At 76.8% G+C, this 23,455-nt stretch carries 16 protein-coding genes and 1 pseudogene; 2 read left to right on the top strand and 15 right to left on the bottom strand.

Features of this window, described 5'->3' with window-relative positions:
* Positions 1-104: 104 nt before the first annotated feature.
* From Sru01_RS18905 to Sru01_RS18890, 4 genes are read right to left on the bottom strand one after another with little or no spacing between them, the layout of a single operon-like run.
* A complete protein-coding gene (locus Sru01_RS18905; protein ID WP_203988126.1) occupies positions 105-2,204 on the bottom strand; it encodes a xanthine dehydrogenase family protein molybdopterin-binding subunit in 2,100 nt (699 codons plus the stop codon).
* A complete protein-coding gene (locus Sru01_RS18900) occupies positions 2,201-3,199 on the bottom strand; it encodes an FAD binding domain-containing protein (RefSeq protein WP_203988124.1) in 999 nt (332 codons plus the stop codon). The genes Sru01_RS18905 and Sru01_RS18900 overlap by 4 nt, the downstream gene beginning before the upstream one ends.
* Positions 3,196-3,741: a (2Fe-2S)-binding protein gene (locus Sru01_RS18895; protein ID WP_373869528.1), complete on the bottom strand. Its 546-nt coding sequence runs from the start codon at positions 3,739-3,741 to the stop codon at positions 3,196-3,198. The genes Sru01_RS18900 and Sru01_RS18895 overlap by 4 nt, the downstream gene beginning before the upstream one ends.
* A gap of 57 nt (positions 3,742-3,798) precedes the next feature.
* The gene (locus Sru01_RS18890) at positions 3,799-4,680 is read right to left on the bottom strand and encodes a tryptophan 2,3-dioxygenase (RefSeq protein ID WP_203988122.1); all 882 of its coding nucleotides are present in this window, start codon (positions 4,678-4,680) and stop codon (positions 3,799-3,801) included.
* Positions 4,681-4,830: 150 nt separating this feature from the next.
* Here Sru01_RS18890 and Sru01_RS18885 point away from each other — a divergent pair, with 150 nt between their 5' ends.
* Complete coding sequence (locus tag Sru01_RS18885; RefSeq protein WP_203988120.1) at positions 4,831-5,274, top strand: Lrp/AsnC family transcriptional regulator; 444 nt, start codon at positions 4,831-4,833, stop codon at positions 5,272-5,274.
* Here the strand turns inward: Sru01_RS18885 and Sru01_RS18880 are convergent.
* The 10 genes from Sru01_RS18880 to Sru01_RS18835 form a co-directional block, all read right to left on the bottom strand.
* Positions 5,252-6,025: an alpha/beta hydrolase gene (locus tag Sru01_RS18880; RefSeq protein WP_203988118.1), complete on the bottom strand. Its 774-nt coding sequence runs from the start codon at positions 6,023-6,025 to the stop codon at positions 5,252-5,254. The genes Sru01_RS18885 and Sru01_RS18880 overlap by 23 nt on opposite strands.
* 66 nt (positions 6,026-6,091) lie before the next feature.
* A complete protein-coding gene (locus Sru01_RS18875) occupies positions 6,092-6,937 on the bottom strand; it encodes a glutamate ABC transporter substrate-binding protein (RefSeq protein WP_203988116.1) in 846 nt (281 codons plus the stop codon).
* 13 nt (positions 6,938-6,950) lie between these two features.
* Positions 6,951-8,372, bottom strand: coding sequence for a GlnX family signal transduction membrane protein (locus tag Sru01_RS18870; protein ID WP_239137547.1), 1,422 nt, complete (start codon positions 8,370-8,372; stop codon positions 6,951-6,953).
* Complete coding sequence (locus Sru01_RS35725; protein WP_239137546.1) at positions 8,369-9,256, bottom strand: FHA domain-containing protein; 888 nt, start codon at positions 9,254-9,256, stop codon at positions 8,369-8,371. Before Sru01_RS35725 ends, Sru01_RS18870 begins: the two co-directional genes overlap by 4 nt.
* Entirely contained in the window at positions 9,256-10,545 is a 1,290-nt protein-coding gene (locus tag Sru01_RS18860; RefSeq protein WP_203988114.1) for a VWA domain-containing protein, read from the bottom strand. Before Sru01_RS18860 ends, Sru01_RS35725 begins: the two co-directional genes overlap by 1 nt.
* Positions 10,538-11,449, bottom strand: a complete 912-nt coding sequence (locus Sru01_RS18855) for a PP2C family protein-serine/threonine phosphatase (RefSeq protein WP_239137545.1) — start codon at positions 11,447-11,449, stop codon at positions 10,538-10,540. Before Sru01_RS18855 ends, Sru01_RS18860 begins: the two co-directional genes overlap by 8 nt.
* Positions 11,446-13,872: a serine/threonine-protein kinase gene (locus Sru01_RS18850; protein WP_203988095.1), complete on the bottom strand. Its 2,427-nt coding sequence runs from the start codon at positions 13,870-13,872 to the stop codon at positions 11,446-11,448. The genes Sru01_RS18855 and Sru01_RS18850 overlap by 4 nt, the downstream gene beginning before the upstream one ends.
* Entirely contained in the window at positions 13,869-15,059 is a 1,191-nt protein-coding gene (locus Sru01_RS18845; protein WP_239137571.1) for a hypothetical protein, read from the bottom strand. The genes Sru01_RS18850 and Sru01_RS18845 overlap by 4 nt, the downstream gene beginning before the upstream one ends.
* 283 nt (positions 15,060-15,342) lie before the next feature.
* A complete protein-coding gene (locus tag Sru01_RS18840; protein WP_203988089.1) occupies positions 15,343-15,717 on the bottom strand; it encodes a hypothetical protein in 375 nt (124 codons plus the stop codon).
* Between the two features lie 10 nt (positions 15,718-15,727).
* Positions 15,728-16,636 carry a GTPase gene (locus Sru01_RS18835; protein ID WP_239137570.1) on the bottom strand — a complete coding sequence of 303 codons (909 nt, stop codon included), beginning with the start codon at positions 16,634-16,636 and terminating at the stop codon, positions 15,728-15,730.
* 154 nt (positions 16,637-16,790) lie between these two features.
* Between Sru01_RS18835 and Sru01_RS36605 the strand changes: the two are divergent.
* Positions 16,791-18,245 (top strand): annotated as a pseudogene (locus Sru01_RS36605) (ATP-binding protein); the annotation flags it as partial.
* 2,377 nt (positions 18,246-20,622) lie between these two features.
* On the opposite strand, the gene Sru01_RS18825 reads toward Sru01_RS36605, so the two are convergent.
* Positions 20,623-23,421 (bottom strand): helix-turn-helix transcriptional regulator, encoded by a 2,799-nt coding sequence (locus Sru01_RS18825; RefSeq protein WP_203988073.1) that lies wholly within the window; start codon positions 23,419-23,421, stop codon positions 20,623-20,625.
* Positions 23,422-23,455: the final 34 nt, after the last annotated feature.

Here is a 23,455-nt window from a genome sequence, read left to right as displayed (position 1 = left end):
GTGGTCCGGCGGCGTCCCTTCACGTCCCTCGCACGTCCCCGATGTCGGCGGGGTCCCTTCACGTCCCTTGGCGTCCCTGCGGGGTCCGGTGGCGGGTCCCGGGATCACGGCAGGTGCTCCAGCAGCCGCTCCAGCCGGATCGGCAGGTCCCGCACCCGCACGCCGGTGGCGTGGTGCACGGCGTTGGCGATCGCGGCCGCGGTGCCCACGATGCCGATCTCGCCGATGCCCTTGGATCCCATCGGGTTCAGGTGCGGGTCGTCCTCGGCCACCCAGCACGCCTGCACGTCGGGAACGTCGGCGTGCGCCGCCAGGTGGTACTGCGCCAGGTCGTGGTTGAGGTAGTCACCGAACTCGCGGTCCATGACGCTCTCCTCCAGCAGCGCCATCGACAGGCCCATCGTCATCCCGCCGAGGAACTGCGAGCGAGCGGTCACCGGGTTGATGATGCGGCCGGCGGCGAACACGCCGAGCAGCCGCCGCACCCGGGTCTCGCCGGTGTCGGCGTCCACCGCCACCTCGGCGAACTGGGCCCCGAAGGCGTGCCGGGCGAGCTTCTCCTGGCCGCGGATCTCCTCGCCGGTGTCGGCCTCGGCGGTGAGGCCGCCGGCCGGCACCCGGCCGGCGTGCCGGTCGAGCTCGGCGACCAGCGCGTGGCAGGCCCGCACCACGGCGGTGCCCCAGGAGGCGGTGCCCATCGACCCGCCGGCCACGGTGGCCCGCGGCAGATCGCTGTCGCCGATCTCCAGCCGCACCCGGCCCGGAGCGGTGCCGAGCGCGTCCGCGGCGATCTGGGTGAGCGCCGTGCGGGCGCCGGTGCCGATGTCGGTCGCGGCGATGCGCACCACGAAGTCGCCGTCCGGGCCGGCGGTGACCGACGCCGCCGAGGGTGCCCGGTAGGCGGGGTAGGTGGAGGCGGCCACCCCGGTGCCGACCAGCAGCCGGCCCTCGCGGCGGACCCCCGGCCGCGGGTCGCGGCCGGCCCAGCCGAACCGGCGCGCGCCCTCCCGCAGGCAGGCGACGAGGTTGCGCGAGCTGAACGGCAGGCCGGTCGCCGGATCGGTGGCGGGCTCGTTGCGCACCCGCAGTTCCACCGGGTCGACACCGCACGCGGCGGCCAGCTCGTCCATGGCCGACTCCAGCGCGAACATGCCGGGCGTCTCGCCCGGCGCCCGCATCCACGACGGGGTGGGCACGTCCAGCCGGACCAGCCGGTGGCAGGTGCGCCGGTGCGGCGCGGCGTACATCATGCGGGTCGGCACGGTGGTCTGCTCGGCGAACTCGGCGATGGTGGAGCTCTGCTCGAACGCCTCGTGCACGATGGCGGCCAGCCGCCCGTCGGGTTCGGCGCCCAGCCGGACCCGCTGCACGGTGGGGGTGCGGTAGCCGGTGACCGCGAACATCTGTTGCCGGGTCACCGCGAGCTTGACCGGCCGGCCCACCTGCTTGGCGGCCAGCGCGGCCAGCACCACGTGCGGATGGGCGCGCCCCTTGGAGCCGAAGCCGCCGCCGACATGCCGGGCGATGACGCGCACCTGCTCGGGCGGCATGCCGAACAGCGCCGCCAGCGTGCGGCGCAGCGCCGACGCGCCCTGGGTGGAGTCGTGCAGGACCAGCCCGCCGGAATGCCACTCGGCGACGGTGGCGTGCGGCTCCATCGGGTTGTTGTGCTCGGCCGGCGTGGTGTAGGTGGCGTCCACCACCACCGGGGCGGCCGCCAGCGCCGCGTCCGGGTCACCGTGCTCCTCGTCGGTGGCGTAGCCCGCGTTGACCTGCGCCGGGCGGTACATCTTGGGGTGGTCGGCGCGCAGCTCGACGTCGTGCGGCTCGGCGGTGTACTCCACGTGCAGCAGCCGGGCCGCCTCGCGCGCCTCGTGCGGGGTCTCGGCCAGCACCACCGCGACGTACTGGCCCCGGTAGGCCACCCGGGGCGACTGCAGCACGGCCAGCTCGGCGTCGTCGGCGGGCGCCAGCCGGGGCGCGTTGGCGTGCCAGACGACCGCGACGACGCCGGGCCGCCGCAGCGCCTCGGTGGCGTCCACCCGGTCGACCTCGCCGCGGGCGATGGTCGCCTGCACGGGGGCGGCGTACAGCGCGTCGCGCGGGGTGTGCTCGAAGGCGTACCGGGCGCGCCCGGTGACCTTGTCCAGGCCGTCGACCCGGGGCAGGGCCGAGCCGACGGCGGGGGCGGCGGTCGTTGTCATGATGATCCCTCCACCAGGCCGGCCAGCGTGCGGACGATGAGATTGCGGGCGAGGGGCACCTTGAAGGCGTTGCCCGGCAGCGGGCGGGCGGCGGCCAGCTCGGCGCCGGCCGCCCGGGCGAACGCCTCCTCGGTGGCGGGCCCGCCGCGCAGCGCGGTCTCGGCCGCCTCGGCGCGCCACGGGGTGTGCGCCACCCCGCCGAGGGCCAGCCGGCAGTCCCGCACCACCGGGCCGCCGGAGCCGTGGTCCACCTCCAGCGCGGCGGCCACCGACACCACCGCGAACGCGAACGAGGCCCGGTCGCGCACCTTGCGATAGCGGGAGCGGGCGGCCATGGGCAGCACGGGCAGGTCGACCGCGGTGATCAGGTCGCCGGGGCGCAGCAGGGTGTCGCGTTCGGGGTGGTCGCCGGGCAGCCGGTGCAGGCCGGGCAGCGGCAGGGCGCGCGGGCCGTCGGCGCCCGCCACGTGCACGACCGCGCCGAGCGCGGCCATGGCGACGGCCATGTCGGAGGGATGGGTCGCCACGCAGGCGGCGGAATGGCCGAGAACGGCCAGGTCGCGGTGCTCGCCGTCCCGGGCCGGGCAGCCGGAGCCGGGGTTCCGCTTGTTGCAGGGTTTGGTCACGTCCTGGAAGTAGGGGCAGCGGGTGCGCTGGAGCAGGTTGCCGGCCACGGTGGCCATGTTGCGGATCTGCCCCGACGCGCCGGCCACCACGGCCTGGGCGAGCATCGGGTAGCGGCGCCGGATCAGCGGGTGGCCGGCCAGGTCGGCGTTACGGACCGCCGCGCCGACCCGCACCTCGCCGCCGGGCAGCTCCTCGATCTCGTCGCCGGCCACCCGGGTGACGTCCACCAGCGTGCCCGGGGTGGCGACGCCGAGCCGCATCAGGTCCACCAGGTTGGTGCCGCCGCCGAGGTAGGCGGCGTCCGGCGCGGCGGCCGCGGCCACCGCCTCCGCCGCGTCGCCGGGCCGCACGTAGGTGAACGGCCTCACCGGGCCACCTCGCCGATGGCCTCGACCATGCCGCGGTAGGCGCCGCAGCGGCACAGGTTGCCGCTCATCCGCTCGCGGATCTCCGCCTCGTCCAGCCGCACCTCTCCGTCGCCGGCGTCGGTCGGGGTGACCGCGCTCGGCCACCCCTGGGCGGCCTCGGCGAGCATGCCGAGCGCCGAGCAGAGCTGGCCTGGGGTGCAGTATCCGCACTGCAGGGCGTCGTTGGCGACGAAGGCCTCCTGCAGCGGGTGGAGCCCGCCGTCGCGGGCGAGCCCTTCCACGGTGGTGATCTCGCGGTCGTCGGCGGTGACGGTGAGCACGAGGCAGGACTTCACCCGCCGGCCGTCCAGCAGGACGGTGCAGGCGCCGCACTGGCCGTGGTCGCAGCCCTTCTTGGCGCCGGTCAGGTCCAGCCGCTCGCGCAGGGTGTCCAGCAGGGTCTCGCGGGTGTCGACGCAGACCGGGCGGGACCGGTCGTTGACGCGCAGCCGCAGGTCGGCGGTGACCGCGCCGGCCGCCGGGTCGTCTTCGGTGGTGTTCACCCGCGCTTCCCTACCCCGCCGATCGGCCGTCCTACCCCGTGCGGCCGCGCCGGGTGATCACATGCGGGTGCGGGCCGACCACAGCTCGGGGAACACCTCGCGGCGCAGGCTGCGCTCCAGCCAGCTCACCCCGCTGGAGCCGCCGGTGCCCGGTTTGGCGCCCATGGTGCGCCGCACGGACATCAGGTGGCGGTAGCGCCAGTCGGTGAAGCGCTCGGAGACGTCGGTGAGGGCCTCGCCGAGGTCGTGCAGGTCGTCGCCGGGGCCGCGGGCGTAGATCTCCACCCAGGCGTCCTCGACCGCCTGGCTCGGCACGTACTCGGCGCGCGGGTCGCCGGGCGGCGGGACGGCCAGGCCGCGCCGGGCGAGCAGGGCGAGCACGCTGTCGTACAGGCTGGGCCGGTCCAGCGCGGCCAGCAGCTCGCCGTGCACCCGCGGGCTGCGGCGGTGCGGCCGGACCAGCGCCGCCGACTTGTTGCCCAGCAGGAACTCCAGGTGCCGGTACATGGCCGACTGGAACCCCGAGCCCTCGCCGAGGTCGTCGCGGAAGGAGTTGAACTGCGCCGGCGTCATCCAGCCGAGCGCCCCCCAGGCGGCGTTCAGCCCGTCGAAGTAGCGGGTGCTGCGGGACAGCACCGCGGTGGCCCCGGCCGCGTCGCCGCCGTCCAGCAGGCGCTGGACGAGCAGCCACTCGGCGCGCAGCAGCCCGAAGTACAGCTCCATGATCTGCGTGGTGACCAGGAAGGCGCGTTCCTCCGGGATGTCGGTCACCGTGCGCTGCAGCCGGTGCAGCGTCTCGGCGCCCACGTACTCGTCGTAGGGGGTCTGCGCCGGGAAGTCGAGCGTGGGCGCGCCCCGGTTCGCCGCCGTCCGGATCGCCCGCTGCCGGGCGCCGCCGGGCCGTATCCGGGCGCCTGCCGCCCGCCGTCTGCTGGTCATCTCCGCCTCTCGGTGTCCCACCCCATCGTCGCCGGGCCGGGGCGGGTGGTGAAAGGATGAACGCAAGGTGATCCGCCCGGTTCGCTTGCCGGACGCGAGGTGTGCGGGCGGTACCGGTTCGGGGATGACGCAGCGTGAGGGAGGGACGCGATGGACGCGATGGACTGGGCACTGCTGGGCGAGTTGCAGGCGGACGCCCGGCTGTCCTACAGCGAGCTCTCCCGCAGGGTGCACCTGTCGGCGCCGGCGGTGGCCGAGCGGGTGCGGCGCCTGGAGGAGGCCGGGGTCATCGCCGGCTACCATGCCCGGGTGGACCTGGCGCGCGCGGGCCGCACGGTCGCCGCGCTGATCCGCATGTCGTGCTACGGGGCCCGCTGCGTGCTGCGTGACCGGGCGGTGCTGGCCTGGCCGGAGATCGTGGAGGTGCACCGGGTGACCGGGGACACCTGCTGCCTGCTGCGGGTGGCCACCACCTCGATGCCGGCCTTCGAGGATCTGATCGACCGGCTGGCGCCGCACGGCCAGCCGTCCAGCATGATGATGCTGTCCAGCCCGATGCCGTGGCGGGCGCTCAGCCCGATGGCGGAGGGCTGACCGGTGGCCCGGCCGGGGGGCCGAGCCGGGCGGCGAGCTCGGCGGCGACCTCGCGCCAGACGGGGGTCGCCGGGTCGATCACCGCGAAGTGGTCGCCGGGCCGCTCCAGGTAGGTCGCCTCCGCGCCGGCCGCCCGGGCGTAGCCGCGGTTGACCGCCACCAGCCCGGGATCGTCCTCGGTGCACTGCACGATCAGCTGCGGCACGCCGAGGGGCAGCCGGGCCATCGGGTCGGCGGCGGCGTACACCTGCGGGAGCGACTCCGGATCGCCGCCGAGGGCGGCGGCGACCGCCCCGGAGCCGAGGCCGTGCCGGTGCGCCTCCACCAGGTCCAGCACGCCGGCCAGCGATACCGCGAGCGCGACCCGCCCGTCATCGGCGGCGGCGCGCAGCGCGAGCTGCCCGCCGGCCGAGTGGCCGACGACCGCGACCCGGCCGCGGTCCACCCCCGGCAGGGCGGCCACCGCCGCCAGCCCGGCGGCCACGTCGGCGGTGGTCGCCGCCCAGCCGTGCCGGTCCGGCCGGCGGTACTCCAGGCTCCAGGCGGCGAAGCCGCGGCCGGCCAGGTCGGCGGCCAGCGCGTCCATCAGGCCGGCCTCCCAGACCGACCGCCAGTAGCCGCCGTGCACCAGGACGGCCACCGGCGGCGGGCCGCCGGCCGGGGCCGGCGGCCACAGCTCGCCCCACTGGTCGGGGTGCGGGCCGTACGGGATGCGCCGGCGCGGCGCGGCGCCGGTCTGCGGGCTGGACATCCCGCCTTCATACCGGCCCCCGGTGCCGGGCGGCAACCGGGACGGCGACCGGGCGGCCCCGGGCGGTCAGCCGCAGCCCTCGAACTGCGGGACGGCGAAGTTGAGGGCCAGCCCCGACTCGGCGAACCATTTGCGCAGCAGGCGCCGGGCGGTGCCGTCCTGGTACATCTCGGTGATCGCCTTGTTCACCGCCTCGCAGCCGTCGATGTCACCGCTGCGGATGCCGACGCCGTACCGCTCGTCACTGAACGGCGCGTTCACGATCTTGGTGCCCGCGGTGGCGAAGCCGGCCAGGATCAGGTCGTCGGTGGACACCGCGTCCACCCGGTCCTCCTTCAGGTCCCGGACGCACTCGCTGTAGGAGGCCGACTGGACCAGCTCCACCGGGATCTTGCGCTCCTCCTTCACCCGCCGCCAGGAGTTGGAGCCGGTGACCTGGCACAGCCGCCGGCCGCGCAGATCGCGGACGTTCGACACGCCGCTCTCCCCCGACCGGACCAGCGTGTCCTGGTGGGCCACGTAGTACGGCCCCCCGAAGGAGACCTTGGTCTTGCGCTCGGGGGTGATCGAGTAGGTGGCGAAGACCAGGTCCACCCGACCCTGCATGATCATCGCCTCGCGGGTGGCGGACGGCGCGGCGACGAACCTGGCGGTCTTGCCGAGCTTGCCGGCCACGTAGGTGGCCACGTCGACGTCGAACCCGGTGAACTTGCCGGACGCGTCGCGGACTCCGAGACCCGGCTGGTCGGGTTTGACCCCGATGACCAGCGAATCCCCGTCCAGGATCGAGGTGCCGGCGGCGCAGGAGGTGGCCGCGGGCAGCACCGCCGCCACGGCGAGCGCCACGGCGGCGACCCGCCCGGCACGGCGCCGGGCGCGGCGCGGCCGGCCGGCGCGAAGGAGCGTGAGCATTGACCCGTTCCCTTCAGCGGTACTCGGCGAGCCGGGGCCGGACCCCGATCAGCACCAGCAGGACGGCGGCCAGCGCGGCCGCCGGAGGCACCCACTCCCAGCCGCGCAGCGCGGCGTCGCCCTCGGCCACCGCGGCGTCGAACGCGGTGCGATGCAGGCCGGTGAGCCGGACCAGCGCGTCGTCGTAGGAGGCGAAGGCCGGGCCCATGGCCTGGGCGACCGCGGCCTGCCGGTCGCCGCCGGCCGCGGCCTGGCGCAGCCGGCGGTCGGCCTGCTGGAAGGCCTGGTAGAGCTTCAGCGTCTCGCTGATCGACTCGCGCTGGCCCGGCAGGGTGACGTGCGCGGCCTCCGAGCCGTAGAACCCCAGGAAGTCGGCCCGGCCGGGGTAGCCGGCCACGCCGCGGTCCACGGCGGCGTAGTACTTGTCCAGGTTGCCGGCCGGCAGGTAGAAGACGGCCTGCGACTTGTCCAGATACACCTGCTCGTAGGTGTCGGCCCGCTGCGGGTCCAGCAGGTAGCGGCTCTGGTCGCCGTGCAGGGTGTTGCCGATGGCGCGGGCCCGCGACAAGGCGAGGACGGAGTTGAAGCCGTCCTCCTTGGCGCGGGCCAGCGCGCCGGCCTCCCGCTGCAGCACGACCACCGCGGCCACCGCCAGCCCGGCGGCGACGACCGTGGCGGCCAGCACCGGCAGGTTGAGGGTGCGGCGGAACCGGCGGCTCAGGTACACCTGCAGCGCGACCAGCGCGGCCAGCGCGAGCAGGCCGGTGACCGCGACCCACACCCGGCCGGCCCGCACCGCCGACAGCTCGGCCAGGTAGGAGCGCCGGACGATGGTGCCGCTGTCCAGGGTCAGGTTGTAGGCCTTGGGCAGCAGGTCCAGCCGCATCAAATCGGTGGCCTGGCGGTAGACCTCCAGCACCGCGGCCGGCGGCGGCCCGTCCCCGGCCGGGGCGCGCTCGGCGAGCACCAGGGCGCGCTCGGCGAGGCGCTCGTAGCGGCCGAGCCCGTCGAGCACGGCGCGCACGGTCATCCGCCCGGTCGCGTCGTCGCCGGCCAGGTCGGCCGCCTCCAGCACGGCCCGGTCGGCCTGCGAGCGGCGCTCCTCGTACCGGTCGAGCATCGCCTGCCGGCCGCCGCTCTGGCGGCCGGTGAGCAGCAGGTTGGCGACCTGGGCGTCCATGTCGCTGAGCGCGAAGTACAGGTCGGCGGTGGCGACCACCTGCGGGCCCGCGGTGTGGCCGATGGAGCGCAGGCCGTCGCGGGCGTGGCCGATGGAGACGGTGACCGCCGCGAACAGGGCGGCGGCGGCGACCACGACCACGGTCACCAGCAGGCGGATCCACCCGGGCACGGTCCGCACCCGGCGGCGCGGCGCGGCGGGCGGGGCGGCGGCGGCGGGCGCCGGGGCGGCGGGAGCGGGGGCCTGGACGGTCACGACGCCGCCTTCCGCACGGTGATGAGCGTCCACGCGCCGAGATGCACGCGGGCGCCGTCGGCCAGCGGGACCGGGACGTTGACCTCGGCCGGCTCGCCGTCGACCAGGGTGCCGTTGGCCGACCCGGGGTCGACCAGCGACCACCCGCCGTCCGGGCCGGCCAGCAGCACCGCGTGCAGATGGGAGACCCCGGGGTCCTCCGGCGGGCCGGACAGGTCGATCTCCGGGCGCAGCGACCGGGACCGGCTGTGCCGGCCGATGCGCACCTGGGCGCCGGTGAGCGGGACCGAGCGCGGCGGGCAGTACGGCGGGAACGCCACCGCGGCGGCGTCCGGGCCGCCCTGGCCGACCATCTCGTCGTAGTGGGCCCGGTCGGCCTCGATCACGGCGGTCCAGCCGGCGGCCGGCGCGGCGGGCTGACCGGACGGCGCGGCGGACGGCGCGCCGTCCGGGGCGACGGGCGGCGCGGCGGGGTACGGGGTGGGCAGCGGGACGGCGGGGGTCTCGGCGGCGATCGGCGCGGCGGGGGGCACCGGGGCGGCGGGCCGCCAGGGCTCGGCAGGCCGCCAGGATCCGGTGGTCCCGCCCGGCGCGGCGGGCGCGGCGGGGGCGGCGGGCCGCTCCTGCGGCGGGGACGGCCGGCCGCCGCCGAGAACGAAGTCGTAGCCGCAGGTCTCGCAGAAGCGGCCGGTGCGCGGCGCGCCGCAGTCGGGGCACGGACCGTCCGGCCCCGCCTCGGCGGGCGCCGGCCCGGACCCGGCCGGGGCGCCGGCCTGGCCGGAACCGCCCGGTGCCGGGGCGGCGGCGCCGGACATCAGCGCGCCGCAGATGTCGCAGTACTCCTCGTCGGCGGATTCGTGGCCCTGCGGGCAGGTGGCCATCATCAGCCCTCCGGGTCCTTGCGCATGCGGACGGTGCGGACCGAGCGGGTGTCCAGCGCGATCTCGTCGGCCTTGTCGACGACCCGCTTGAGCCGGGCGGTCCCGGTCTCGGGGTCGACCTCGACCACCTTGGCCAGCAGCCGGGCGGTCTCGTCGTTGCCGGCCCGCTCGGCGATGCCGCGGGCCCGGCCGAGCCGGGCGGTCGCGGTCTCCACGTCGCCGTCGTTGCGGGCCTGCAGGCCCTCCTGGATCAGCTCGGCCAGCTCCTGCTGGCCGGTGTAGTGGGCGACCCGCGGGTTGATGCGGGTGGACTGGACCGGGTCGTCGCTCCACTGCGCCAGGACGTTGCCCGAGCCGTACACCTCGCCGGTGGCCGGGGCGACCAGCTTGACCAGGCCGGCGCGCATCTCCTGGCCGACCTGCCCGGGGGGCACCTGGATGCTGATGTGGTACTCGCGGGACTCCGCGCCCCAGCTGCCGGTCGGGTAGTCGCCGCTGAGCTCGTCGACGGGGGTGCGGCGGCCGGTCAGGTCCTCCAGGGCCGGGGACACCTGCTTGACGAAGTTCAGCGTGGCCGCGCGCGGCGTCCACAGCCGCAGCGCGACGTCGGCGACGGTCTTGCCCATCGCCGCCTCGGTCATCGCCCGGAAGTCGTCGGCGAGGTCCTCCGGGCGGCGCACGTCCATCACGCTGCCGAGCAGCGTGGAGCCGATCCGGCGCACCTCGGCGACCACCCAGTCGGTGCCGACGCCGCGGCAGTCGCAGACGAACTTGCCCGCACAGTAGGCGAGGTTGGCGTCGAACTCGGGGGCCGGCTCGTGCTCGTTCTTGCCGTCGGTCAGCAGGATGGCGTGCCGGATGGCGCCGGGGCGGGCCCCCTCGTGCGCGCTGAACAGGTCGGCGGCGCGGCGCAGCCAGCGGCCCATGGCGGTGCCGCCGTCGGCGCGCAGCCCGGCGATGGCCTGCTTGGCCGCCTGCCGGCTCTCGGGGTCGGCCGGTGCCAGCCGCCCGTAGTGCGGGAAGATCACCTCGGCCTGGTGGTTGCCGGCGATCACCGCGAAGTAGACGCCGTCGCGCAGCGTGTCCACCGCGGTTTGCGCGGCCTTGCGCGCGTCGTTGATCTTCCCGTAGGACATGGAGCCGGACGTGTCCACGATGATCACTTCGGCGGCCTCGGCGGCCGGCGCCCGCTCGGGCGCCCCGCTCGCCTCGACGGTGACGATCGCGTGCACCTCCTGGCTCCCCGCCGGCAGGTACTTGTTCTGGTCCACGCGGACGCTGAAGTCAGTCACTTCTCTCCTTCGGGAATGCCACCGTGGTCTCGCCCGGCTCCCCCTGGCCGAACGGGATGACCGCGACGGTGATGTTGTCGTGGCCGCCGGCCTCGTTCGCCAGCCGCACCAGGTGCCGCGCCGCCGCGAGGGGGGCCTGGCCGAGGGCGTTGGCCGCGATGCTCTCCGGCTCGGGGTAGTAGTTCCACAGGCCGTCGCTGCACAGCACGACGGCGCCGGGGCCGTCGGTGGTGAACGTGCGCACGTGCGGCACCACCTCGCCGGCGTCGGCGCCGAGCCACGCGGTGAGCATGTGGGTGCCCGGGGTGGCGTCGTCCACGGTGAGCAGCGCGGAATGGGTGCCGAGCCAATACGCGCGGCTGTCGCCGACCCAGCCGACCGTGACCTTTCGCCCGGTGACCACGGCGGATACGTAGGTGCACGCGGGGGCGTCCTCCCCCGGCCTGGCCGCGTCGGCGACCGCCGCGGCCGCCGCCCGCACCGCCTGGCGGGTGGCCGCCTGCGGGTCGTCGCCGTCGGCGAGCCGCTTGGCCAGCACGCCGGCCGCGGTGTCGGCGGCGGCCTGGGAGGCCTCGTCCGGCCGGGCACTGGTGGACACGCCGTCGCAGACCACCGCCAGCAGCGCGGCCGGAGCGGCCGCCAGCGCCATGGCGTCCTCGTTGCGGCTGTGCCGGCGGCCGCGGTCGCTGACCCCGGCCAGGCCGGGCAGGTCGGTCTCGACATGGTCGCGGCCGGACGGCTGCAGCATGCCGCAGTTCTCGCAGTAGCCGTCGGCGCCGACGGCGGCCGAGCCGCAGGCCGCGCAGGCGGCGGCGGTGACGGCGGCCGACAGGTCGTGCCCGCACCGCTCGCAGAACGACTCGCCGGCCAGCACCCCGGTGCCGCAGGCGGGGCAGGCGCTCACCACAGCGTCCTCGGGCGCACCGCGTTGGCCCGGCCGATCATGGCGTGCCGCTCCTCCGGGGAACGCGCCGACCGGGCCAGCGACCGGTAGACCCGCTCCAGCTCGCCGCGCACGCCCTGCTCGCTCAGCGGCGTGCCGAGCAGGGTGCCGCCGCCGCCGGCGGACCGCCCGGTGACGAACCGGGCGAGCGCGCTCTCCAGCACCTCCGAGGCCAGGCCGTCCCGGTCGCGCGAGTCGAGCCGAAGGCCCTGCAGCCGCTCGCCGGCGCCGACCAGTTCCCCCTCGGCGGGCGCCCGGCCGCGTACGGTCACCGCCACCGCGGCCACCTGGGCCGCGGTCCGGTGGATGGAGGTGGGCGGCACCTCGTCCAGCACCCGGGTGGCCGCGTCCGGGTCGCCCTGGTCCAGCAGGATGCGGGCCAGCGCGAAGCAGGAACCGACGTAGGAGCGGTCGGTGCGCCAGATGGCGGCGTGGTGGCGGATCGCCTCGGCGCCCTGGCCGGCCGCCTCAAGGGCGAACGCCAGCGCCAGCCGGGGCGCGGCCTCGCCGGGGAACCAGCCGTACAGGCCGTCGAAGTAGCGCACGGCGGTGCCCGGGTCGCCGGCGGCGAGTTCGTACACGCCGCGATACCACCACAGCCGCCAGTCGCCGGGCAGCTCGGCGGCGACCGCCGTGTACAGCTCCTCGGGCGCCGGCCGGCCGAGCTCGCTCATCACCCGGATCAGCGCCAGCCTGGTCTCCGGCGTGGGCGGCACCGACTGCAGCAGCGCGATCAGCTCGTCGGGGTTGCCGGAGGTGATGCCCGCCAGGAACCCCGCGGCCGGGTCGAGCGGCTCCACCAGCGGCACCGGGAGCGCCGCGGTGGCCTCCCGCCGGTCCAGCGGGGCGAACACCCGGCCGCCGGCGGCCGGGGCGAGCTCGGTGCCGACCGCCGCCCGCTCCGGGCCGAACACGCCGGACGGCGCGGGATGCGGGACGCCGTCCTCGGCGGCCCGGGTCTCGCGCAGCACCCCGACCAGCTGCTCGGACATCTCCGCCGCGTTGGGGAACCGCCGCGCCGGATCGGCGTCGGTGGCCCGGCGCAGCAACCGCTGGTAGGACTCGTAGTGCGGGCCGAGGTCGGGGATCGGCGCCGCGGAACCGCCACTGGCCGGGCTGAACGGCACGCTGAGCACCGCGAGCGTCCGGCCGACGGTGTAGATGTCGGAGGCGATCGACGGCCCCTGGGCGGCGATCTCCGGGGCCTGGTACCCGACGGTGCCGTAGATCGCGCTGTCGGGGTCGTCCAGCCGGCGCACCGCGCCGAGGTCGATGAGCTTGAGCTGCTCCTCGACCTGGATGACGTTGGCGGGCTTGAGGTCGCAGTACAGCATGCCGCGGTCGTGCAGGTACCCGAAGGCGCGCAGGATCTCCAGCCCGTAGGCCATCACCTGCGCCGGCGGGAGCGCCTGGCGGCTGTCGCTCTCGCGCAGCCGCCCGCGGAGCATCTCCTGCAACGACTGGCCGCCGACGTACTCCATCACGATGTAGCCGACCAGCGACCCGGTGCCCGGGTCGGGGTGGTTCACGAAGTTGAAGATCTTGACGATGTTCGGGTGGTCCATCGCCGTGAGGAAGCGGCGTTCGGCCTCGGCCGCGGCGAGCGCCTCCAGGTCGCCGGTGTCCAGCAGGCCCTTCATGACCACCCAGCGGCCGTCCAGGTTGCGGTCGGCGGCCAGGTAGATCCAGCCGAGGCCGCCGTGGGCCAGGCAGCCCTTCACCTCGTACTGGCCGGCGACGATGTCGCCGGCGCGCAGCTTGGGGGTGAAGGAGAACCGCTGCCCGCAGTGCGGGCAGTAGCCCTCCGGCCGGCCCGGGCGGCCGTCCCGGCGGCGGCCGACGGGCTTGCCGCAGTCGGGGTTGCCGCAGTAGCGCCGGTCCTCGGGCACCTCAGGGTCGGCGAGGACCACCGCCGAGGGGTCGCGGTAGGGCACCGGCGGCACCTCGACCAGGCCCATGCCGAGCATGCCGCGCCGGGACCTGCTGCTGCGCCGCGAGCCGCTGGTGAACCCGGTGGCGCCGGACGCGGCGGTCGCCGCGGTGCCGGCGATGGACGGCCGGGTCATCGCGCCCGAGACGGGGCCCGGACCGCCCGGGGTGGCCGCGGAGGGCCAGGCGGTCAGGCCGGAGGCGGCACCGGGGGGCGCCGCGGGCGGGCCGCCCGGCGCGGACGGCCACGCGGTGCGGCCGGGCGCCGGAACGGGGCCGGCGGAGGGCTGGGCGGCGCCGGGCGGCGCGCCGCCCGGGTAGGGCGCGGCGGCCGGGTAGGGCGCGGCGGCCGGCGGGGCGCCGGTGAACGCCGGGGCGGCGGGTGCCATGCCGCACTGGTCGCAGTACCCCTCCACCACCGTCCCGGCGCATCCGGGTTGGGCGCACTTGGTCATCCGGCCGCTCCGATCCGAGTGATGGCCCGCTGGTATTCGGCGACCGCCACGGTCGCCCGGCGCAGGTCGCACGGTGCCGTCCACAGCAGGTCGCGGGCCGCGCCGTAGAGCACGGCGAGCCCGGCGTCCTCCGCGTGGCCGAGACGGAACGCCTTGGCCTGGTAGGCCGACAGGCGCCCGCGAAGCTCGTCGCGCCGCCCGATCAGCCCGCCGGCCGAGTCGGCGGCGGCCCGGGCGCGGGCCAGGGCCTCCTCGACGCCCTGTTCCAGGGCGGCCAGCCGCTCGGCCAGTTCCAGCCAGCGCCCGCCGACCGTGCCGAGCGCGGCGAGCCGGTCGCGCAGCGCGGCGGCCTGGGCGGGCGGCTCGGGCAGGCCAGGGGCGACGATCTTCCGCTGGACGGTGTCGCGGACGGCGCGCGCCTCGGCCTCGGCGGCGGCGACCTCGTCGATGCGCGCGGCCAGCCGGCCGGTCCGCGCGGCGAGGTCCTCGCGCAGCAGCGCGGCGCGCTCCAGTTCGGCCAGCCGGGCGGTGGCGGCGGCCAGCGCGGCGGCGAGGTCCGGGCCGAGCGCGGCCGAGCCGAGCGGGTCGGTGGTGACGCGCTCGCGCAGCCGGGCGGCCGCGGCGTCCAGCCGGTCCAGCACCGGGTCGGGCTCGCCGAGGGCGGTGGCGGCGTCGCGGGCGGCGCGACGGGCGGCGTCGGCCCGGTCCAGCGGTGGCAGCAGCTCGCTCCAGGCGGCGTCCACCGCGGCGACCGTGGCGGCGGCCTCGCGGTAGGCCTCGTCCATCCGGGCCAGCGCGACGTCCAGGGTGATCTGCTCGCCGACGGCGCGCAGCAGCGAGCGCCGCTCGACCGGGACGTCCTCCGGCTTCAGCTCGACCGACGGGCCGGCGAGCAGCGCGGTGAGCCGGGCCAGGTCGGGCCGGCCGGCGGCCCTGGCCTCCTGGGCGAGGTCGAGCACCCGGCGGTAGCCGTCGAAGAGCCACCACAAGGTGGCGATGAGGCCGCGCGCCCGCTCCCAGCGGCGGCCGGTCTCCCCGGTGAGGGCCAGGCCGGACAGCAGGGCGACGCTCTGGTGCCCGTCGAGGTCGAGCAGGTCACCGGCGACGCGTTCGCGCTCCTCGCCGCGCCGGCGCAGCGCGTCGTCGACGCCTTCCAGGCTCATCGGCGGGCCGCCCGCTCCGCGCATGCCCAAAGCCGCGCACCTCCCCCGTGCGAGCCGTCCCACACCGTTTACATAGACATTCTTTCCATAATTGCGGGGTGCGCGTGCGGCGGAGCGGCGCCGGGCCGGCCGGTATTCGATCACATACCGGTCACGCAGCCGTTACGGAACGGTGAGCGTCGGGAATCACCGCAGGTCAGAGCACCCAAGGTGGTGGTACGCCCTCCGGCGGGCGGTATCGGGACCGGCGGCGAACCGTTACCCGCGGGCAGCGGACCGGCGAGCAGCGGACCGGCGGCGGCCGGGTTCAGTGCGCGGCGAGCCAGTTCCACACCGCGCGCACCAGGGCGGGGTCGACGTCGGGCGTCTCGCCGGCGGGCAGGCCGAGGATCCGGGCGGCCGCCGACCGGGTGAGGTGCTCGATCGCGGCCTCGTCCCGGTAGTGCACGGCCTCGTCCAGCCGGGCCAGTTCCGCCGTGGCCTCCCGGCGGTGCCGCTCGACCAGCCGGAGCACCTCGTCCTCGTCCACCCCCTCGTCCACGGCCGCGTCCACGCCTCCGTCCCGGCCCGCCTCCACTCCGTCCCGGCCCGCCTCCATGCCCGCGTCCCGGCCGGCTTCCATGCCCGCGTCCCGGCCCTGGGCCGGCACCACGTCCGCGCACTCTCGCCTTCCCTCGTCCATCGCGGGCGGGTCAGCAGGCCGGCCCGGCGACGGCCGGGCGGCAGCGCTCGCCGTCCCACCGCACCAGGTTGGCGTGCCGCGCCACGGCGGAGGCGGGCAACTCGGCGAGCGCGGCGGCGTCGTCCAGCATCCGCTGGAACCGGAAGACCGCGGCGGGCGTGACCCGGGTCGCCAGGGCGAGCAGCAGGCGCGGCAGGTTGTAGCGGAACCGCGCCGAGCAGGGGATGACCCGGTGGTCGTCGCGCAGGCGGCCGAGGACGTCGGCGTGCTCGGGGTGGGCGTCGCGGTACCGCTCGTGCACGGATCCGGAGAAGTGCCCGCGGTAGCGGACGGCGTGCCGGTCGCCGCGCAGCCGGCCGTCATCCGCCGGCAGGATGCCGGCCGGGCGGCCTTCGGGATCGGCGGTGGGATAGGTGGCGGCGGTGAGCAGGTCACCGAGCGGGGCGAGCAGGGCCTGCTCGGCCCGCGCGGCCCGCCGCTCCAGCCGGGCCGCGAGCGCCGGGCCGGGCACGAAGGACCCGCGCCGGCCGCGGGCGTCGAAGATCCATGGCGGTGGGCTCAGCAGGTCGGCCTTGGTGAGGACCGCGGCGATCCGGCCACCGACGCGCCGCGCGTGGTCCGGCCCGGCGGAGTCGAGCAGCTCGCGCAGCCGGGCCCCCTCGCACCCGGCGGGCCGGGCGTCGGCGTGGCAGGCCCAGACGACGACGTCGGAGGTGATGAGCGCGTCCAGCATCGCCGGCCGTCCGGCCCAAGAATCCGCCATTCCCGGCATATCCCAAAATTTCAATATATGGCCGGTGTTTCCGGTCGATTCACGGAGCTCCGGCCGGCCGGGCGGTTCTTTCGTTCCACCCACCGGGAAATCGGTGCCGAAAAGGGCATTGAGCAATGAGGCCTTACCGACTCCTGGCGCACCCATCACCGCGACCACCAGGGGTTCTGCCGCCGCGGCGGCCCGCTCGTCGCGCACCGCCCGGCGCAGCTCGCCGAGCCGCCGCGCGCCGAGATCGGCCGCGGAAATTCGGGCCGTCCTTGCCACAGACTCACCCCACGACATAACGTCGGCGACGTTCATGGACATTCGTTCTCCGCCACCGGCCCCATCGTGGCCGGAGAAGCTTGCGATGACCTTGCGGGGGAGGCCGTCGCGCGAGATCGGCGGGACCGGTGCGGCGGTGAAAGTGGCGCATTTCGATATCAGACTCCTCGGCGACGTACGCGTCCTGGTGGACGGCGTGCCGCGCAAGCTCCTCCCGCAGACGGCCAAGGCCCTGGCCATGCTGGTGGCGGCCCGCCACCCGGTGCCCCAGGCCACCCTGGCGGCCGCGCTCGGCCAGGGCCCGCAGTGGCCGGTGCCCGACGTGGCGCCGCCGCTGTCGCGGTTGCGGCGCGCCCTGGCCGGCAGCGCGCTGGACATCCCTCCGGCCAAGTGGTCGCACGCCTACGCGCTGGTGGAGACCGAGCCGGGCGGTCTCGCCCGGGCACTGGACACCGAGCGGTTCACCGCCGGCCTGGCCACGGGCCGCGAACGGTACGAGCAGGGCGACCTGGCCGGGGCGCTGGCGGCGCTGCGAGCGGCGGCGGACGAGTGGCGGGGCGCGCCGTTCGCCTCGCTGGCGGCGGCGTGGCCGCTCCCCCGCGCCTGCCAGACCTACCGGGCCAAGCTGGAGGAGCGGCGCGACGAGCTGGTCCGGCTGGTCGCCCGGATCGCCCTGCGGACGGGCCGGCCCGAGGACGCCGCGTTCCTGGCCCGGACCGCCATCGGCGAGGGACTGGACGACACCACCGCGGTGTGGCTGGTCCGGTTCCTCAGCACCCTGCGGCAGGACGGCGCCACCGCCGCGGGCCGGCTGCTGGCCGCCCGCCGGTCCGGCCCGGGGGGCGCCGCGGGGGCGGCCGACGACGCGGTGCGCCGCGCCGAGGATCTGCTCGCCCTGCACCGGCACGGCGTCGACGCCGGCGCGCCCCTCGGCGCGGCCGAGCCCGCCGGCGGCGCGCCGCCGCTGGTCGGCCGGCGGCGTGAGCTGGCCGCGCTGGACGAGGTGGCCGCCAGGGTCGCCGGCGGCGAGCCCGCCGGGCTCGCGCTGTGCGGCCCGGCCGGCACCGGCAAGTCCCGCCTGCTCGCCGAGGCCGCGGCCGGGGCCGCCGCGCGAGGCGTCACCACCGCCACGGTCACCTGCCGGGAGCTGGACGGCCTGCAGCCGTGGCGGGAGCTGGCCGGCGTCCTGTGGGCGTACCTGCGGCGCGATCCGGCGGCACCGGCCGAGCCGATCAGCGCGCGGGAGCGCGACACCCTCGGCAAGCTGATGACCGCGGGCGACGGCGGCTCCACCGCGCTGCCGGGGCACGAGCGCGACCCCCGCGACCTCACCCTGCTGGTCACCAACCTGCTGCGCCGCGCCGCCGGTGACGGCCTGCTGGTGGCGTTCGACGACGCCCACCTGCTGAGCCCGCACGCGGTGGAACTGCTGCGCCGGGTGCGCGGCGGTCTCGGCACGGCGCCGGTGGGCTTCCTGGTGGCGGGGCGGCCGGACGCCGATACCTGGGCCGGCGCCCTGGAGATCCTGGAGCCGTCCCCGCTGTCGGCGGCCGAGGTGGCGCGGTGGCTGGCCGGGGCCTGGGGGCGGCCGCCGGCCGAGCATGAGGTCAAGGAGGCCCTGCGCGTCACCGGCGGCCTGCCGCTGGAGCTGTGCGAGCTGACCATGGCGGCCCGCCCGGCGGAGCCGGTCGCGGCCGTCCCGGACGGCCGGACACCCGGCGGCGGACCCGCTGACGGACCCGGTGACGCTGACGGACCCGGTGACAGAGCCGGCGGCGGACCAGGTGACAGAGCCGGCGGCGGACCCGCTGACAGAGCCGGCGGCGGACCCGGCGGCGCGCCGGTACGGGCCGGCGGGCGGCCCGCGGGTGCGGCCTCGCGGGACGCCGCCGCCGCGACCGGCCCTGCGGGTGGCGGCGACGCGGACTTCCGCTGGCTCGCCGCGGCAGCGATCACCGCGCTCGGGGTAGAGGTCGACGCGGGGCTGGTGGCCCGGCTGCTGGAGCTGCCCGCTGCCGCCGCGGACCGCCTGCAGGCCGCCGCGGCCGCGGGCGGCGCGGTCATCGGGCACGACCGGGTCCGCTTCCGCCACGAGCGCTCCCGCGAGACGGTGCTCGACGCGCTCGGACGCGACCCGGCGCTCGCCCGCGACCTGCACCGGCGCGCGTTCGCCGTCCTGCGCGAGCGCCTGGCCGCGGCGCGGTGGGCCGACCCCTCCTTACCCGGCCGCGTCGCCCGGCACGCGCGCGCCGCCGGTACGGCGGTCCCGGAGGAGGAGGCGGCGGCCGCCTGCCTGGCGGCGGCCCGGGCCGCGCAGCGCGGCTTCGACGTCCAGGGGGCGGTGGCGTGGGCGCACCACGGTCTGGAACTGCGCTGCGACCCCGCCACCAGGGTGGACCTGCTGATCACGCTGGGCGACGCGCTCGCCGACGGCGGGGACATGGACCAGGCGGGCCGGCGGTACCTGGCCGCGCACCAGGCGGCCGGCGGGCTGCCCCGGGCGGCGGCCGCCGCGGCGGTCCGCCTGGCACGCCGGTGGTCGGCGCCCGGCCAGGTCGACCACCAATTACTGGGCGTGCTGGCCGGGGCGCTGGACTCGCTCGGCGACGACCCCGCGCCGCCCGCGGTGGCCCTGCGGCTGCAACTGCTGGCGCACCTGGCCAAGAAGCGCACCCTGGCGGTCGGCGCCCCGGCCGGGACGGCCGGCGGGGCCGCGCTGGCCCGCGAGACGCTCGCCGCGCTGCCGGCGGAGGTGGACCCGCTGGTGCGGTGCGAGGTGCTGAACGAGTGCCGCTGGGCCCTGTTCGACCACGCCGGGCCCGCCGAGCTGCTCGGCCTGGCCGGCCGGCTGCGCGAGGCGGGCATCCAGGCCGGCTCGACGTACTTCGAGAGCGAGGGCATGGTGGCCCAGGCGGTCGACCAGCTGCGCCTCGGCCGGTTTCCCGAGGCGCTCGGCACGGTGGCCGAGCACCGCCGGCACCTGTCCCGTAACCCGCGGGTGCTCGGCGGGTGGCTGCGCGCCACCTTCGACACCATGATGGACCTGTGGAGCGGGGAGTTCGCCCGCGCCCACGAGCGGCTGGCCGGCGAGTCCCTCGCCATGGTCGAGGAGCTGGCCGCCGGGCAGGCGGTGCCCGTGGAGACGCTGCGGCAGACCTGGATGGCGCAGTACTACTGGCTGATGCACGAGCGGGGCACCCCTGGCGAGCTGTTCGGCGCCGGGCTGGCCCGCCAGATCGAGGAGCACGGCTACTTCCCGGTGTGGCGGGCCGCGCACGTGCTGGCGCTGTGCGAGACCGGCCGGTACGACGAGGCCGCCGACCACCTGGACGCACTGGTGCGCGACACCTCCGGGCTGGCCGCGCTGCCGCCGCACGGCTGGGCGGTGGCCACGGCGGCGGTGCTGGCGGAGTCGTGCGCGCTGCTGGCCGCCGCTGGGGCCGGCGACGCGGCGGCCCCGGTGCTGCCGGTGCTCGCCGCCCGCCTTTCGGCCTACCCCCGGGAGATCGTGCTCGCCGGCTGGCCGGCCGCGCTGCTCGGGCCGGCCGCGCGGTTCCGCGGCCTAGTGGCCCTGGCCGCCGGGGACGCGCCGGACGCGGTGGAGTACTTCGGCGAGGCGGTCGACCTGGCCTCCGGCGCGCCGCCGCAGATGGCCCGGCTCAGCCTGGACCGGGCCAGGGCACTGCGCCGGGCCGGCCGGCCCGGCGAGGCCGACCGGCTGCTGCACCGCTCGCTGCGCCTGGCCGAGCGCCTCGGCATGGCCGGCGTGGCCGCCGGGGCCCGGAGCCTGCTGGCCGAAGGCTGACGCCGGCCCGCCGGCCCGCCGGGACGGCCGCACCGGGGGGCGGCCGCCGCGGGCGCCGGCTTCAGACGGCCATCGAGGTGCCCAGCTCCAGGGTGGAGGGCAGCTCGGCGCGGCTGGTGATGTCCAGCTTGCGGTAGGTGCGGGTCAGGTGCTGCTCGACGGTGCTCACCGTGACGTACAGCTTGTCGGCGATCTCCCGGTTGGTGTACCCGGCGGCGGCCAGCACCGCGACCCGTCGCTCGGCGTCGCTCAGCACCGCCGTGGCGTCGCCGGCCTCCGGCGCGGCGCCCGGCGCGGGGCCGGCGGCGGCGGTGTCGGCGCCGCGGGCGAGCGCCCGGGCCAGCGGCTCGGCGTGGCACTCCTGGGCGACCGCGCGGGCCCGGCCGCCGATCATCCCGGCCCGGCGGTACTCGCCGAGCGCGTGGAAGGCCTCGGTCAGGTCGGCGAGCACCCGGGCCAGTTCGTAGCGGTCGCCGGAGGACTGCAGCAGGTCACCGGCCTGGCGCAGCAGCATGGGCCGGTGCCGGGCCTCGCCGGTGGCGGCGAGCAGCCGCATGGCGATGCCGTGCACCCGGGGCGCCGACCCGCCGCACCGGCGGATCTGCTCCTCGGCCAGCCGGCGGGCCTGGTCGGGGCGGCCCAGGCGCAGGCACGCCTCGGCCGCCTCGGCGCGCCACGGGATCAGCCACGGCACGTCGATGTCCCAGCGTCCCATCAGCTCGCCGCAGCGCTGGAAGTCGCGCAGCGCGAGCTGGGCGTGCTCGGTCGCCATGCTGTAGCGCCCCCGGGCGTGCAGGTAGTGCAGCCCCCAGCGGGTCTGGAACATCGCCTCGGGCACCGGCAGGTCGAGCAGCTCGTTCACCGCGTCGTGGAGGCCCATCGCGGTCGCCGCGATCACCAGGCTGGACAGCGGCCCACCGGCCGCGACGCCCCAGCCGCTCAGCGAGATGGCGTCCAGGGCGAGCCGCCCGTGGAATTCGGCGCCGAGCATGTCGCCCTGGCGCAGCGCGATCTCGGCGCGGATGGCCGACAGCCGGGCCCGCCGGCTCGGCGCGTGCCGGGAGGACGCCTCGTCGATGAACAGGTCGCACCAGGGCGCCGCCTTGTCCGGCCGGCCGCCGTAGGTCAGGGCCAGCAGCGCGCTCTCCACGGTGTCCATGGACATCTCGTCCAGCCGCGAACTGCGCAGGATCCGTTCGACCACCGCGACCAGGTCCTTGCGCGGCCCGCGGGTGAGCACCGAGGCGAGGGTCACCGACGACTCCAGCCGGCGGTACGCCGACACGGTGAGGATGGCGGCGCGGGACTGCTCGCCGGTGACCTGCGGCACGTGTGACAGGAACGGGGTGTGCGTGACGCGCACCCAGGGCCGGGTGACGACCAGCTCGGTCACCGTCTCGGCGTCGAGCTTCTCCTCCGACTCGCCCACCCGCCGGAGCACGTCCTGTGCGTCGTCGAACCGGCCGTGCCACAGCAGGGCCTTGGCCAGGACGACGGCGTCTCCGCCGCGCAGGTGCCCGCGCTGCAGGGCGTCGGTCAGCTCGGGGAAGTGCCCGGTCGGGGTGCTGGGATTGAGCCGCCATTCGGCGCGCATCAGCGCGGTGGTGATCCGGGTGCGGCGCTGCTCGTCGGCGCAGGTCAGGCAGGCCAGGCGCAGGTACTCCACGGCCTGGTGCACCCGGCCGTCGCGCAGCGCGTGCCTGGCGGCGTCCTCCAGCACCTCCACCGCCCACGGCTCGCGGACCTGGCCCGCCTGCAGCAGGTGGTCGGCGATGGCCGTGGTGGAGCCGCCGCCGGCGTAGGCCAGCTCGGCGGCCCGCCGGTGCAGGCCGGCCCGCTCGGCCGGGTCGAGTTCGGCGAGCACGGCGGCCCGGGCGGCCTCGTGCCGGAAGCGCCCGCCGCTCAGCACGCCGGCGGCGGCCAGCGACTGCAGCTCGCGGGTGACGTATTCCAGGCTGACGTCCAAGAGCCGGTCCAGTGCCTCGGGCCGGCCGAGCACGCCCAGGCCGAAGGCGACCCGCAGCAGCCGGGGGTCGGCGCGGTGCAGGCACGACAGCACCGCCTGGCCGTAGGCGTCGCCGGGGACCAGCTCGGCGGGAGGCTGCCCGCCGGCCGCGCGGACCGCGGCCTGGTGGTCCTCCATCAGGCCGGCGGCCAGCAGGGGGTTGCCACCGGTGTAGTCGTACCACTCGCCGGCGAACCGCTCGGCGTCGCCGGTCCCGAGCTGCTCGGCGACCAGGCTCATCACCCCGGCCTGCGACAGCGGCGCGAGCTGGACCCGGCGGCAGTGCGGCTGGCGCAGCAGCTCGGTGGGGAAGGACGCCTCGGCGTAGCGCCCGTGCGAGGAGTGGCCGAACACCGCCATGATCGCGGCGAAGCGGACCCGGCGCGCGAGGTAGGAAAGGCACAGCAGCGAGGCGCGGTCGGCGTGGTGCACGTCGTCCACGATCAGCAGCAGCGGGTATCGCTCGGACAGCTCGAGCAGCACGGTGCACAGCGCGTGCACGACCTGGGCGTCCACCTGGTTGAGCCCGGCCGGGCCGCCGCCGGGCGGCAGGACGGTGCGGGCGCCCTCGCGCAGCAGGGCCATGGCCCGCTCGCGGTCGGCCGGGGTGAGCGGGGCGTCCTGGATGAGCTGGCCGAGCACGCCGAGCGGCAGGTCGCGCTCGGCCGCCGAACCGGTGGCGGTGACGGGCAGCGCCCCCCGTTCGGCGGCCTGCTCGGCGAAGGAGTGCAGCAGCTCGCTCTTACCGGTGGCGACGGCGCCGCTGACCAGGGCGACCCGGCCCTTGCCCATGATCGCGCTGGCGAGGAGTCCCTCCAGGGAGGCGAGCGCCTCCTGGCGTTCCATCAGGCTCATGCCCAGCCTCCCTTTCCCGACGAGGACCGCATTC

The organism is Sphaerisporangium rufum, from assembly GCF_016863395.1.
Lineage (GTDB): Bacteria > Actinomycetota > Actinomycetes > Streptosporangiales > Streptosporangiaceae > Sphaerisporangium > Sphaerisporangium rufum.
Note: the sequence above shows the minus strand (reverse complement) of the source record. Positions and strands in the feature narration are given on the sequence as shown.

Excerpts from the sequence above, each read along its gene's own strand:
- Sru01_RS18890 (WP_203988122.1), bottom strand. The coding sequence starts at position 4,680 with ATGACCAGCAGACGGCGGGCGGCAGGCGCCCGGATACGGCCCGGCGGC.
- Sru01_RS18885 (WP_203988120.1), top strand. The coding sequence starts at position 4,831 with ATGGACGCGATGGACTGGGCACTGCTGGGCGAGTTGCAGGCGGACGCC.
- Sru01_RS18845 (WP_239137571.1), bottom strand. The coding sequence starts at position 15,059 with ATGCGCGGAGCGGGCGGCCCGCCGATGAGCCTGGAAGGCGTCGACGAC.
- Sru01_RS18850 (WP_203988095.1), bottom strand. The coding sequence starts at position 13,872 with ATGACCAAGTGCGCCCAACCCGGATGCGCCGGGACGGTGGTGGAGGGG.
- Sru01_RS35725 (WP_239137546.1), bottom strand. The coding sequence starts at position 9,256 with ATGATGGCCACCTGCCCGCAGGGCCACGAATCCGCCGACGAGGAGTAC.
- Sru01_RS18875 (WP_203988116.1), bottom strand. The coding sequence starts at position 6,937 with ATGCTCACGCTCCTTCGCGCCGGCCGGCCGCGCCGCGCCCGGCGCCGT.
- Sru01_RS18880 (WP_203988118.1), bottom strand. The coding sequence starts at position 6,025 with ATGTCCAGCCCGCAGACCGGCGCCGCGCCGCGCCGGCGCATCCCGTAC.
- Sru01_RS18905 (WP_203988126.1), bottom strand. The coding sequence starts at position 2,204 with ATGACAACGACCGCCGCCCCCGCCGTCGGCTCGGCCCTGCCCCGGGTC.
- Sru01_RS18835 (WP_239137570.1), bottom strand. The coding sequence starts at position 16,636 with ATGGGTGCGCCAGGAGTCGGTAAGGCCTCATTGCTCAATGCCCTTTTC.
- Sru01_RS18840 (WP_203988089.1), bottom strand. The coding sequence starts at position 15,717 with ATGGACGAGGGAAGGCGAGAGTGCGCGGACGTGGTGCCGGCCCAGGGC.
- Sru01_RS18825 (WP_203988073.1), bottom strand. The coding sequence starts at position 23,421 with ATGAGCCTGATGGAACGCCAGGAGGCGCTCGCCTCCCTGGAGGGACTC.